Genomic DNA, 12148 nt, shown 5'->3' with positions numbered 1-12148 from the left:
GCCGATGCGCCTTCGGCCGATCCTGATCGTGCTCGGCGCCGCGATGGCGCTGATGGGCTTGCTCTGGATCGGCCAGGGGCTCGGCTATATCCACTGGCCGCGATCGAGCTTCATGCTCGATCAGCGGGTCTGGGCCGATTATGGCAGCGCGCTCGCGGTCGGCGGGCTGCTGCTGATCCTGCTGGGGCGGCGGCTGCGCTAGCCTCTCCGCGTCATCGAGGATCGCCCACTCGGGTCGCCGTACCCCGGACGCGAACTCGAGCTGCGGTTAGGGTTGTCATCGCGGTCGCTCGTTCGGGAGCACGGCGGAGACGATGATGCGCCTGATCGGAACGCTCGACTCGCCCTATGTCCGCCACGTCGCGGTGTCGTTGGCGATGATGGACTTGCCCGTCGCGCTCGAGCCCCTGTCGGTGTTCCGCGACCTGGACGCCTTCGCCGCGATCAATCCCGTGGTGAAGGCGCCGACGCTGGTGCTCGACGACGGCATCCAGCGGATCGATCCTCGCTTTCCCGGGCTGAGCGGCGCTCGACGGTAGGCCGACTTAGCTCCTGGCGGCGTCGCGGCCGTAAATGTCATCGCGGAACGCCACGCGCGCCTTGCTCTCCGTCGCGGTAAGATAGGTGAGATAGACGGGAACGGGCACCTGCAGCGCCACCGCCTGCTCCGGGTTCCGTGTCGACGCCGGCAGAGGGCGACCGGTCAGCCAGCGTGCCAGCACCGGCGCCTTTTCCAGCCGGATACAGCCATTGCTGAGGTGACGGTCGTCGCGGTCGAGCAGCTCGCGGTCGGGCGTGTCGTGGAGGTAGATGCCCTCGTCGTTGGGGAACAGGAACTTGACCCGGCCCATCGAGTTGCCGCGCCCCGGCAGCTCGCGCAGCCGGATCTCGCGCGTGCCGGCGGCGATCGCGTGCCAGTCGATCGCGCCGGCGGGCAACGGACGCGCCGCCGCGCTCCAGTCGCTCAGCGCTTCCATGCGCAGCGAAGCGAGCGAGCGGCCCGCCAGCACCTTCGGCGCGACGCTCTTGCGGGCGAGATAGGTCGGAACGTTCCAGTAGGGATTGACGATGGCCCATTGCACCACGCCGGCGAGCAGCGGCGTCTGCGTCTCGCGCGCGCCCACCACCACCTTCATCGTCCCCGCTTGGCGGCCCGCCTCATAGTACCACAGTCGCCCCGACGAGGCGTCGACGACGATGTGTCGCGTCCACGGGCCGGGTAGCAGCCGGGCGCGCTCGAGGTTGCGGCGAAGCCGCTGCTCGTCGGCAGGTGCGACGCCGTCGCGGCGCGCGCGCGCGACCAGCTCTCGGAGACGAACGTAATGCGGGCTCATCCACTCCATGCCGGCGACATAGTCGTTGAAGGATCGCGGGAAGGCCGCGGCGCGCAGCACCGCCTCTGGCTTCAAGCGCTTGGGCTTGAGCGACGGATCGGCCCAGATCATCCCGACGTCGCGGGCGCGGCGCTGGTCGCGGACGTAGCGCGTGAACGCCTTGGACAGCGCCAGCTCTACGCGCGCGACGCCATCGGCATCCCCGCGCTGGCGCGCCGCCGCGAGTTGAGCGCGAAGTTCGCGCGCGCCATAGCTAGAGTCGAGCCCGTCGAGCGTGCTCGTCTCAAGATCGTCGAGCAGCGCGTCGGCGGCGGGACCGAGACGGCCGCCGGCGGCCCAGAGCGGGCGATAGCCGCGCTCGGCATAGACCCGCCCGATCCAGCCCCCCGCGCGGTCGCGCAACGCCGCGGCGACGGCGCGCTCGGCGGCGTCGTCGGCCAACGCGCGCGCCGATGCGGCCCGTGGCGCTGCTGCCGCTCCTTGCTCGGCGCCGGCCGGCGCGGCGGCGAGCAGCAGCAGCGCCGCCGCGCGCCCCCGTCCCGCTCGCCGCACCGACGCGTCAGCGATCAGCCGCGCTCTCCGCGACGGGTCGGCGCGGGCGGCGGCGGCGGAGGGGCCGGCGGCGCATAGGGGTGATAGATGCCGTCCGACGTGTAATAGCCGTCGACGATACCATCACCGTCGCGGTCGGCGGCGCTGCTGCCGGCGACCGCGCCCGGCGGCGGCGGCGGCGGCAGCGGGGTGACCGGCTTCTTCGAGCAGGCGGCGAGCATCGCCAGCCCGCAGGCGGCGGTCACAGCGGTACGAACACGCATTGTCTTCTCCCTTTTCGACGCGACCGGTTCCCGTGCCGCAACTGAAGTTCCCTGTCCTTGCAGCAGCGCACGGCGCCGACAAGTGGTCATCAATCGAGCGATCAACGGAGACGCGCGTACGCCGAGCTGTCACGCGCTCGAGGGGGCGATCGGCACCGCTACGCCCGGCGGAGACTAGGAAGTGATCCAGGCGATCCGGGTTGCCTGAGGCGACACGCGGGGGTGCGATGGCGTAACGGTCTGGATCGTTTCAGCTCTCTGGGTTCTTGCGGGAAGCGCCGTCGCCGGCAGCGACGACGTCGTGGGACAGGCGCCCCTTTCCCCTCGCGTCAGTGACGCCCGACTTCACGAGGCAGTCAGCCGAATGCGCGTCACCCGGTGCCTTCTCACCGAGGCCTTTCGTCAGACCAACCAGGATATGCCATAGGGATGAGATCAGGACGAATGCAGCAGCCCGCGATGAGCTTCCTCATCGCGCTTCACGGCATCCGGCTCACGGTCACCGCGCGGCGGGTTAGCCGCCGAGTGGCGAACCCTGATCGGCCACGACCGCGACGTGATCGGCGCCTCGTCGCGACGTGCCGTTCACGTCCCCAAGCGCGGCCGGACAAGACTGGCCGTGCGCCCACGCAGCTCAGAAAGGAGAAACCGCCTCGATCACTTGCTGACCCCAGCGCGGCTGCTGCACATCGGTGATCTGCCCTCGGCCACCATAGCTGATGCGAGCGTCGGCGATCTGGCTGCTCAGCACGCTATTGTCGCGCGCGATATCCTGCGGCCGGACGATGCCACTGACGAGGAGCTGACGCAGCTCGAAATTGACTCGCACCTCCTGGTGACCGCGGATCACGAGGTTGCCGTTGGGCAGCACCCCAACGACGGTGGCCGCGACGACGGTGTTGATCTGCTCGCTGCGCGACGTGTTGCCCGTGCCGGTGCTGCCCGACGCGTTCTTGGTGTCGATCAGCGAGGCCGGGTTGGCGCCCGACGGCAGGACCTTCTTGAGCGTATTCTCCAGCCCGAGAAAGTTGGGCAGACCGACGCTGTCGTTGCCGCTTCGCGCGCGGCTCGACTTGTTGTCGAGCGTGGCGCTGTCGGCGATGCTGATCCGCACCGTGAGGATGTCGCCGACCTGCGAGGCGCGCTGGTCATGGAAGAAGGCGCCCGCGCCGGTACGGAACAACGAGGCGCTGCCGCCTGGCTCGGTCATCGCCGCCGGGTCCCGCCCATATTGCGCCTGGTCCCCGAGCGAGGGGGTCACCGTCGGGGCCACCGGCGTCTCCGCCGGTTCGATCTTGGGCGGCTTGCCGATCGCCTTCAGCCGGCCGACCGAACCGCAGCCGGCGAGCAGCGGCACGATCGCGGCGAGCAGCAGGACGCCGCGGTAGGGCTGCAGTCTCATCACGCTCTTCCTTCCTTCAGCCGGCGACCACGACGCGGCCCGGCGCCTCGGCACGACCCGAGAGCGTGCGCTTGGTCGAATCGCAGATCACGCGGACCGGCTCACCCAATCCGGCGGCGTTGAGCGCCTGGCCCTGTGTGCTGATCGTCAGCGCGCCGCTGCGCAGCACGAGCATGACCGGTTCGCCGCGCTGGATTACCTGCGGCGCGCGCACGTCGCCCTCGCGCACGACCGCGCCCGCGGCGAGCCGGCGCGCCGCGGCGCGGCCGACGATATTCGCCATTGCCAGCGCGCCGCGCATCGGCGGCGGATCGCCCATGTCCCATACGCGCAGATCGTCGGCGCCGATCACGGCTCCCGCCGCGACCGGCTGCGCCAGGACGACGGGCGCCGCGGGCGCCGCGGACTGCGCTGCCGCGGGCGCTCCCACCACTGGCAGAAGAGCGACGGCAAGCAGCGTAAACCCGAACCGCATCACCTCACCGCAGCTGCGTCGTGGTGGCGAGCATCTCGTCGGCCGTCTTCACGATACGGCTGTTCATCTCATAGGCGCGCTGCGCGCTGATCAGCGCGGTGATCTCGGCCACCGGGTTGACGTTCGACGCCTCGAGATAGCCCTGTTTGAGCGTCCCGAATCCCGGCTGCCCCGGATTGGCGACCGTCGGCTGGCCCGAGGCCTCGGTCTCTTGGAACAAATTGGAGCCGAGTGCCTCGAGCCCCGCCTCGTTGACAAAGGTCGCGAGGTCGAGCTGGCCGACGTCCTGCAGCTGCACCTGGTCGGCGAGCTTGACCTGCACGAGCCCGGTCGGGCTGATCGACACGTCGGTGGCGCCGTTGGGGATGGTGATGTCTGGCTGGACGCGATAGCCGTCGGTCGTCACCACCTCGCCCTGGTCCGAGAGCTTGAACGCGCCCGAACGCGTATAAGCGACCTCGCCGTTGGGCAGCGCGATGCGGAAATAGCCCTGACCGAGGATCGCGACGTCGAACTTGCTCTTGCTTTCGGTGGTCGCACCCTGCTCCAGAACACGATACACGCCGGCGGCGCGCACGCCGCTGCCGAGCTGGATGCCCGCGGGCACGCGCGTGCCGTCGGCGCTGGTCGCCGCGCCGGGCCGGCTCACCTGCTCGTACAACAGGTCCTCGAACTCGGGCCGCTGCCGCTTGAAGGCGGTGGTGTTCATGTTCGCGATGTTGTTCGCGATGACGTCGACGTTGGTCTGTTGCGCGAGCATTCCGCTCGCGGCGATCGACAGGGAGCGCATCGTGGTTTTCCTGTGGTGAGAGTGGGTCGGAAAGGTGATCAGTCGGGCTTGGCGAGCCGCGAGATCGCGAGCTTGCGCAGCGTGTCGATATTGGCGGCGGCCTCGCTGGTGCGCTGATAGGCGCGCAGCACCTCGATCATGTTGGTCGTCTCGATGATCGGCTGCACGTTCGAGCCCTCGACGCCGCCGCTTCGCAGGCGCGTCTCCGCGGCCGGCAGCAGCCGCCCGCCGGCGCCGGTGAGCAGGCCGTCGCCGCGCTCGTTCACGCGCATCTCGTCGAACTGGGTCACCGCGAGCCGAGCGATCGGGCCGGCGCTGGTCGAGACGGTGCCGTCCTCGGCGATGGCGAGACTGCCCCGCTCGTCCGGCGATACCGCGATGTGGCGACCGTTCTCGTCGAGCAGCGGTGCGCCCGACGGGGTGCCGAGCTCCCCGGTGGTGAGAAGGGTGATGAAGCCGGCGCGCGTATAAGCGGTCGCACCGCTCGCGTCCTCTACCGAGAGATAGCCCGGGCCGTCGATCATCACGTCGAGCGGATTGCCGGTGGGCTGGAAGGCGCCCACGCGGGAGTCATGCACTTGGCCGTAATCGAGCACGAAGGACAGGCGCTTGGCGTCCTCGATCGGGGCGCGGCGGACGCGCTCGACGTGTTCACGGAAGACTTCCTGCTCGCGCTTGAAGCCGACCGTGCTGCTGTTCGCCATGTTGTTGGCGGTGACGTCGAGCTGACGCCGCAGCGCGGCCTGGTGGCTCAGCAGCACATAGGTGGATACGTCGGATCCCATCCGTCTCTCTCGCCCGTCCTTCTACGTTGCATCGCCGCGGCGCCGCCGCCGCGGCCGGGATCGGCGCGGTCCTCGCACCAAAAACCAGCGCGTCGCGGCAACTGCCCGAGGCTCGCCCCTATAATAGGACCAACCGCGCCGGGTGGTGGCTCACCGCTCGAAATTGCGCGGCCAAGCATGAGGTATGACGTGGCAGAACGAGCCGACGTGTTGAGATTCGACCGGTCCCGCGGCACCGCGGCGGTGACGACGGAACCGCGCGACGAGCAACGTCGCCTGCTGCTGGCGGTGATCGTCGGCTTGGCCGCTCTCCTGATCATCGGCGGTGGCTTGGCATTCGCCGACGTATGGCCGTTCGGCGGCGGGGACACGGCCGGACAGCCAAGCGGCCAGGCGGCCAGCGCGCGCTATGTTGACGTGCCGCCGATGGTGGTGACCTTGCGCAGCGCCGACGGCCGACAGCATTTCCTCAAATTGCACTTCGTCATCGTCGCCTCTGACGCCGCGCAGGTCGGCCGGATCACCTCGTCGATGCCGCTGATCCTCGACACGCTGCAGTCGTTTTTGCGCGAGCTGCGCCCGGAGGATCTCAGCGGTTCGGCCGCCGTGTTCCGGGTCAAGGAAGAGATCCTGGTGCGGTTGCGCGACGCGCTCGGCCATGACGGCGTGAACGAGGTGCTGATCCAGGATCTGATCGAGCAATGACCACCAGTCCCGACGGCCGCGCACCCGGCTCCACCCCCGCCCCCGCGCGCCCGGAGCGCACCGATCCGCCGCGCGGCGACCGCGTCAACACCGATCGCGCGACCGCCGCCGCGACGCCGCGACCAGCCGAGGCGCGCGCACCCGCGGCGGCGCGAGCGACGGCGCCGGGCGAGCCCAACGTCACACACGCCACGGCTTCCGCAACGGACGCGGCGACACTCGTCCGGCCGAGCGCCGCCGCACCGGCGAGCGGCGCCGCCGCCGCCACAAGTCCCGCGCCGACTCCGACGACAATCGATTCAGGCCACGCCGGGCCAACCGACACGATCGAGCCTGGCGCGAACGGCGACGCGCCGGACACGTTCGACCAGGCGAGCATCGACGCTCTCTTCGGCGTCGAGAGCGCCCCCCGGCCGACGCGGCGCACCGGGTTGCGCGCGCTGATCGAGGCCGACGTCGCCAATCACGAGCGACTGCCGATGCTCGAGGTCGTGTGCGAGCGCATGGTCCGCACGCTCGGTACCAGCATGCGCAACCTGACCGCCGATTCGCTGGACGTCCGCGCCGAACGCGTGAGCACGATGCGGTTCGCCGAGTTCATGGACCATCTGCCGCTCCCCGCGATGATCGGCGTCTTCCTCGCCAAGCAATGGGGCAATTACGGGCTGATCACCGTCGACTCATCGCTCGTCTACGCGGTTGTCGACTCGCTCCTGGGCGGTCGCCGTGCCCCGAATACGATGCGCATCGACGGTCGCGCCTTTACCGCCATCGAGACACATCTGGTCGGGCGCATGATGCAGCAGACGCTCGACGATTTCGCTCAGTCGTTCGAGGCGATCGAGCCGGTCGACTTCGCGCTCGAGCGCGTGGAGGTGACGCCGCGCTTCGCCGCGATCGCGGCGCCGACCAACCTCACCGCGGTAGCGAGCTTCCGCATCGACATGGAGGGGCGCGGTGGCCGCTTCCATCTCGTCCTGCCGCACGCCACGATCGAGCCGGTTCGGGAAAAGCTGATCGAGCGCTTCGTCGGCGAGAAGATGGGGCGCAACACGATGTGGGAGAGCCATATCGCCGAGGAGCTGTTGCATACCGAGGTGCAGGTCGACGCCGTGCTCGGCGAGCGCGAGCTGAGGATCGAGGACTATCTCGCGCTCAGTGAGGGGCGCACGATCACGCTCGACCGCGCGCCCGACGACGGCGTCGCACTTGAATGTCGCGGCGTCCCGCTCGCGACGGGCACGATCGGCACGCACAGCTCGCTGGCGGCGATCCGGCTGAGCACCCCGATCGGTCAGGTGGCGTCGTGACTGACCTCTCCTTCATCACCAATGTCATAACCTCGCTGTTCTGCGCCGCGGTGCTGGTGCAGACGGTGCGGCTCTCGCGCGCCGTGCACAAGCTCCGCCACGCCGGGCTGATCGAGGTGGTCGCCTCGCTCGAGGCCGCCACGGACACGTCGCAGCAGGCGCTCGGCGAGCTCACCAAGGTGCTGAGCGCCGAGGGCCCGCCGCTCGACGCGGCGGTGCGCGGCGCCCGCGACCTGCGCGCGCAGCTGGTCACCCTGCGCGACGAGCTGTCGCTGATGATCGACATCGGCAACGGAGTCGCCGAGCGCATCCTGGCGGCGGCGAACGGCGCGCGCGACGTACCCCGGGTAGCCGGTGAGCTCGACGGGCGCGCCGCCCGTCACACGGAGGGACGAGCCTCTTCGTCGTCGGCGCAGGAAGCGCGCGAGGGATCCGAGGACGCAACTTCGATGCCTGTCCCACCCACGCCGGCACCTGTCACCAGACCGCGCCAAGTGGAGAAGAGTAGCCGGAATGGTCGGGGAAGAGCGCTCGCGGTTTCTTCCGCGACCGAAGCGCCCTCGACCGATGAGCGCGAGCACTTCACCACGGGTGGGGTTGATCGCGCCGATACGTCGTCCAAAGCCGCTGCCAAGGAACCCCGATCGTGACCCAGCAAGTTGTTCCCCCTGCCGCGGCGCGCGCCGGCGCAGCGGCTGCGAAGCCCCTACCCTCGGCCAGTGTGACAGCGGCGCCGGCGCGCGGCTGGACCAAGCGCCTGCTCCGGCCGTCGCTGCTCACGCTCACCGCCGGTGCAGCGGCGGCCTCGACGATCGCGCATGCGGTCGCGGGAACAAGTGCGACCGAGGCGGTGAGCGACAATCGCTTCGGCAACGCGATCGCGCAGAGCATCAGCGAGCGGGACCAAGCGATCGCACGACGCAACCGTGCCGCGGAGCTGCGCGAGCAGAGCGCGCTGGCGCTGGAGCAGCGGCTTCAGTCGCAGCTCGGCGCCCGCCGCGGCGACGGAACGGGCACTGACCAGGCAGGCGGTTACGGCGATGCGCCGCAGCCGATCGAAGATCTCGCGCGCGTCTATCAGACGATGAAGCCGAATCGCGCGGCACCGGTTTTCGCGGCATTGGACATTGATCTTCAGGCACAGGTGGCGCGGCGTATGCGCGGCCGGTCGCTGGCGCTGATGATGGGAGCGATGACGCCCGCGGCCGCGCTGAGGCTCAGCACCGCCCTCGCCGGACGTGCCGCGCCCGAGATGTCGGCGGCGCAGCAGCGCGTCGCCACCGCGGCGGGGATCACTCTACCCACAGCAGCGCCGCGACCGTCGACGGCGCGGCCGGCAGTAGCCCAGACGTCGGCACCGGCGCGCGCCGAGCCGCCGCGTTTGGGCCCCGTCTCGCCGCGGGTGATCCCACCGCGCGTCGCCGCTCCGCCGCTCCCGCCGTCGGACGCCGGCGGCACGCCCAGCCGGTCTGCAGCCCCTTCAGCGCGACCTGCTACCTAGGTTACGCACGGTTGCCGCATGCCTACCACAAGGCGAACTGATCGACGCCACCTTGTCGGGTGCATATCGGAGCGCATGTGACGTGATCGTCAGGCGCCGGGGCCGCTTACGTTCCTCGGTGCTCGCAAACCACGATGTCTGTAAGCGCCACACTGCGCCGATCCTCGGGGCTAGCAAGCTCCCACGATCGCGCATCGCGGACCGGAGCCGCCCCGATCGCCGCGTTGATCGGAGCGGCAGCGGTGGTCTGGGGCGCTGATAGCGCTTCACGTCACGAGGCTCGCACTCGGCGCACGCGCCGTAGCGGCTGCTGGCAGCAACAGCTCGGCGGCGCGTTAGCTACTACCCCTTCGCTCCGGATCTTCGCGCCGATAGCGGCGCGCCGCGCCCGTCGCATCCGCGCTCGCCTCCGGCCCTAGGTCGCGAAGCCGGCGTCGTTCAGATCGGCTCGCTGGTCACTTCCAGGATCAACACCTGGCGTGCGTCGCTCATCCCCGTGCGCTGCATGGCGCGGTTGAGCACGCCGCTCATGCGTTCGGCATTGATCGGCGCCAGTGGCCCACACTCCGCGCGATCGAAGTCGATGAGCGCGATCAGCAACGCCGATCGCGCCTCGGGCCGCTGCTGATAGAGCCGGAGTGCGCCGTTGGAATCGGACGCCTGCAAGGCGAGCCGCACCCGCATCCGACCACTGATCGTGCCACCCTCGAACAGCGGCAGCTCGATCGGATCGACGTACACGATCGGGCGATCGGTGATGTAGCCGCGTATGTCGGCGCCGCGGTCAGCCGCGACGAGCACGAGCGGCAGCAGGGCACGCAGCAGCGAGCGTCTCAAGCGATCCTCCGAAAGCGAGGCGGCGCCACCGCGCGCCGCTCATCCGCTCCTATGATAGGACGAGCAACTCGATGGATGGTCAATGCCCGGACGAAACCTTCCGCCACGCTATCGCGTGATCACCCGCGACAGCGAGACACCGGCGTCGCGCGCCGAGCCGCGTGACCGGCGCTGGGACGATGATCCGTTCGGCGCCGAACCCTCGACACCGGCGCGTGCTCGCGGCGAGGATGCGGCGTCGTGGCCACTGATCGGCCTGTTCCTCTCCGCTACCGCTGCTGGCGGTGCCGGCGTCGCGCTGCTCGGCCTGATCCCGGACGTGCTGTCGTGAGGGCGCCTCTCACCGCGGCGCTCGCGCTGGCGCTCGCCGCCGGCGGCGCGACGGCGCAGACGAGCGGCGCCACCTTCGCACCGACGCTCGCACGGCTGCCGCTGCCCAGCGGCAAGGCGGCGTGGCCGATCGTGCCCGACACCGCATCCTGGCACGCGCTGAGCGTCTCCGCGAGCGAGCGGCAGCCGGCGCGCTGGGCGTTCGCCCGCAGCCTGATCGGGCAGGGCCGCGGCGCCGAGGCGCTGGGCGTGCTCGAGACGATGCGTCAGGACGAGCCCGATCTGCTGCTGCTTGACTCGTTCCGGCTCGCCTATGGTGCCGCGCTGACGCTCGCGCATCACGACAATGAGGCGCTGGTCGCGCTCACACCGCCCTCGGGTGGCACGGACTCGCCGAGCGCCGAGCGCTGTGCCTGGCGGCTACGCGCGCTGGCCGAGCTCGCTCAATATGAGGCCGCGCGCGCCTTGGTGAGCTGCGCCACCGCGGCGCTGATGGCCCGACCGGCGGTGGCAAGAACGCCGTTCACGCTGGCGATCGCCACGGTCGCGCTCGAGACAGGCCGCCCCGAGGCTGCGACGGCGGTGCTCGCGGGCATGCCCGCGGATCACCCTGGCGCGACGCTGTTGCGCGCGCGGGCGCAGGCGCTTGAGGGGCAGTATGCCCCGGCGCGCACGCTCTTCGGCAAGATAGAGCGCGAGGGGTCGGCGGTGGACCGCGCTATCGCCAGGCTCGGGCTGATCGAGGTCGGCCTGGCAGACCGGTCGCTCGCGCCCGAGGCGGCGATCAAACAGCTGAACGCGCTCACCTTCACTTGGCGGGGCGACGCGGTCGAGGAGCGCGCTCGTGCGCTCACGTTCCGGCTTGCGGCCGAGCGGGGCGACCACGCCGCCGCGCTCGCCGCGGGCGGTGCGCTGCTCCGCTATTTCGACGTGACCCGCCGCCCGGCCGACTTCCGCGCCGAGGTGCAGCGCCAGCTCGAAGCCTTGATCGGCCCGGGTGCGACCACGGCGCTACCGCGCAGCGCGACCCTGTTGTGGGACTATCGCGACATCCTGCCGTCGGGTGCGAGCGGTGATCAGCTGATCGAGACCTTCGCGCAGCGCCTCGTTCAAGCGGGTCTGTACCAGCAGGCGGCCGACCTGCTCGCCTATCAGCTGCGTTATCGCACGAGTGACATCGCGCAGGGGCCGCTCTCCGCTCGCGTGGCTACGCTGCAGATCCTCGCCGGCAAGCCGGGCGACGCGGTGACGTTGCTGCGCACCACCTTGAGGAGCGATTACACGCCCGCGATGATCGCGGAACGCCAGCGTGTCCAGGCGATCGCGCTGTCGCAGCTCGGCCGGGTCGACCAGGCCGTGGCGATCCTGGCGGAGGTGCCGAACAGTGCCGCGCTCCGCAGCGAGATCCTGTGGAAACAGCGGCGCTGGGCCGATCTCGTCGTCGCCGACCAGTCGCTGCTGCCCCGCGCCGCGGCGCCGCTCAGCGACGTCGAGCAGATCGTGGTGCTGCGTCACGCGATCGCGCTGGCGATGCTCGGTCGGATGAGCGACCTCGGCTCGCTGCACCAGCGCTACGCCGCGGGCTTCGAGGCCAAGCCGAGCGGCCGCGTCTTCGGACTGCTCAGCGGACCGCTGAATAGCGGCGGTGGAACGCGAATCGAGGAAGCGCTCGCGGCGCTGCCGACGGTCAGCCCCGTCGACGCGCTCGCGCCGCTACTGGACGCGCCGGTCACGCCGGCTGAGCCGGAGCGAACTACGACATGACGATAGTCATGTCCTCGTCATGGCGCGCCCGCGTCGGCCTGGCGGGATCAATCGAGTGCGTACTGCGGCGATTCTTGACAGGGCGTCCTGCCTGGACGAC

15 protein-coding genes are annotated in these 12148 nt (G+C 70.3%); 8 read left to right on the top strand and 7 right to left on the bottom strand.

Translation table 11 applies throughout. The annotated features are described in order from the left end of the window. The first annotated feature begins 4 nt into the window (after positions 1 to 4). Both FHY03_RS08315 and FHY03_RS08310 read left to right on the top strand, forming a co-directional pair. On the top strand, positions 5 to 202 hold the full coding sequence (locus tag FHY03_RS08315; protein WP_183921523.1) for a hypothetical protein: 198 nt from the start codon (positions 5 to 7) through the stop codon (positions 200 to 202). Between the two features lie 115 nt (positions 203 to 317). Next, entirely contained in the window at positions 318 to 539 is a 222-nt protein-coding gene (locus tag FHY03_RS08310) for a glutathione S-transferase N-terminal domain-containing protein (protein WP_183929981.1), read from the top strand. A gap of 6 nt (positions 540 to 545) precedes the next feature. Here FHY03_RS08310 and FHY03_RS08305 read toward each other — a convergent pair whose 3' ends face one another. The 6 genes from FHY03_RS08305 to FHY03_RS08280 all read right to left on the bottom strand — a co-directional run bounded on the left by FHY03_RS08305 (position 546) and on the right by FHY03_RS08280 (position 5601). Further along, the gene (locus FHY03_RS08305) at positions 546 to 1886 is read right to left on the bottom strand and encodes a L,D-transpeptidase family protein (RefSeq protein ID WP_183929979.1); all 1341 of its coding nucleotides are present in this window, start codon (positions 1884 to 1886) and stop codon (positions 546 to 548) included. Positions 1887 to 1900: 14 nt separating this feature from the next. After that, on the bottom strand, positions 1901 to 2149 hold the full coding sequence (locus FHY03_RS08300; RefSeq protein WP_183920506.1) for a hypothetical protein: 249 nt from the start codon (positions 2147 to 2149) through the stop codon (positions 1901 to 1903). A 634-nt stretch (positions 2150 to 2783) separates the two neighbouring features. After that, positions 2784 to 3551 (bottom strand): flagellar basal body L-ring protein FlgH, encoded by a 768-nt coding sequence (flgH, locus tag FHY03_RS08295; RefSeq protein WP_183929977.1) that lies wholly within the window; start codon positions 3549 to 3551, stop codon positions 2784 to 2786. Between the two features lie 16 nt (positions 3552 to 3567). Then, a complete protein-coding gene (flgA, locus tag FHY03_RS08290) occupies positions 3568 to 4026 on the bottom strand; it encodes a flagellar basal body P-ring formation chaperone FlgA (RefSeq protein WP_183920510.1) in 459 nt (152 codons plus the stop codon). 4 nt (positions 4027 to 4030) lie between these two features. After that, positions 4031 to 4816, bottom strand: coding sequence for a flagellar basal-body rod protein FlgG (gene flgG / locus FHY03_RS08285; RefSeq protein ID WP_183929975.1), 786 nt, complete (start codon positions 4814 to 4816; stop codon positions 4031 to 4033). A gap of 38 nt (positions 4817 to 4854) precedes the next feature. Next, positions 4855 to 5601, bottom strand: coding sequence for a flagellar hook-basal body complex protein (locus FHY03_RS08280; RefSeq protein ID WP_183929973.1), 747 nt, complete (start codon positions 5599 to 5601; stop codon positions 4855 to 4857). Positions 5602 to 5790: 189 nt separating this feature from the next. On the opposite strand from FHY03_RS08280, the gene FHY03_RS08275 reads away from it, so the two are divergent. Genes FHY03_RS08275 through FHY03_RS08260 form a run of 4 tightly spaced genes read left to right on the top strand, consistent with a single transcriptional unit; the run spans position 5791 to position 9117 of the window. Beyond that, positions 5791 to 6306: a flagellar basal body-associated FliL family protein gene (locus FHY03_RS08275; protein ID WP_311721341.1), complete on the top strand. Its 516-nt coding sequence runs from the start codon at positions 5791 to 5793 to the stop codon at positions 6304 to 6306. Further along, positions 6303 to 7616: a flagellar motor switch protein FliM gene (gene fliM, locus FHY03_RS08270; RefSeq protein ID WP_183929969.1), complete on the top strand. Its 1314-nt coding sequence runs from the start codon at positions 6303 to 6305 to the stop codon at positions 7614 to 7616. Before FHY03_RS08275 ends, fliM begins: the two co-directional genes overlap by 4 nt. Further along, positions 7613 to 8266, top strand: a complete 654-nt coding sequence (locus FHY03_RS08265; protein ID WP_183929967.1) for a hypothetical protein — start codon at positions 7613 to 7615, stop codon at positions 8264 to 8266. Before fliM ends, FHY03_RS08265 begins: the two co-directional genes overlap by 4 nt. After that, positions 8263 to 9117, top strand: coding sequence for a MotE family protein (locus FHY03_RS08260; RefSeq protein ID WP_183929965.1), 855 nt, complete (start codon positions 8263 to 8265; stop codon positions 9115 to 9117). Before FHY03_RS08265 ends, FHY03_RS08260 begins: the two co-directional genes overlap by 4 nt. 438 nt (positions 9118 to 9555) lie before the next feature. Here FHY03_RS08260 and FHY03_RS08255 read toward each other — a convergent pair whose 3' ends face one another. Next, entirely contained in the window at positions 9556 to 9954 is a 399-nt protein-coding gene (locus FHY03_RS08255) for a hypothetical protein (RefSeq protein WP_183920523.1), read from the bottom strand. A gap of 82 nt (positions 9955 to 10036) precedes the next feature. Here FHY03_RS08255 and FHY03_RS08250 point away from each other — a divergent pair, with 82 nt between their 5' ends. Both FHY03_RS08250 and FHY03_RS08245 read left to right on the top strand, forming a co-directional pair. Next, the gene (locus tag FHY03_RS08250; protein ID WP_183920525.1) at positions 10037 to 10285 is read left to right on the top strand and encodes a hypothetical protein; all 249 of its coding nucleotides are present in this window, start codon (positions 10037 to 10039) and stop codon (positions 10283 to 10285) included. Further along, on the top strand, positions 10282 to 12048 hold the full coding sequence (locus FHY03_RS08245; RefSeq protein WP_183929963.1) for a hypothetical protein: 1767 nt from the start codon (positions 10282 to 10284) through the stop codon (positions 12046 to 12048). Before FHY03_RS08250 ends, FHY03_RS08245 begins: the two co-directional genes overlap by 4 nt. Positions 12049 to 12148: the final 100 nt, after the last annotated feature.

Origin of the sequence: Sphingomonas sp. BK345 (assembly GCF_014193845.1) — a bacterium.
Lineage (GTDB): Bacteria > Pseudomonadota > Alphaproteobacteria > Sphingomonadales > Sphingomonadaceae > Sphingomonas.
This window is presented reverse-complemented; position numbering and strand designations above follow the sequence as displayed.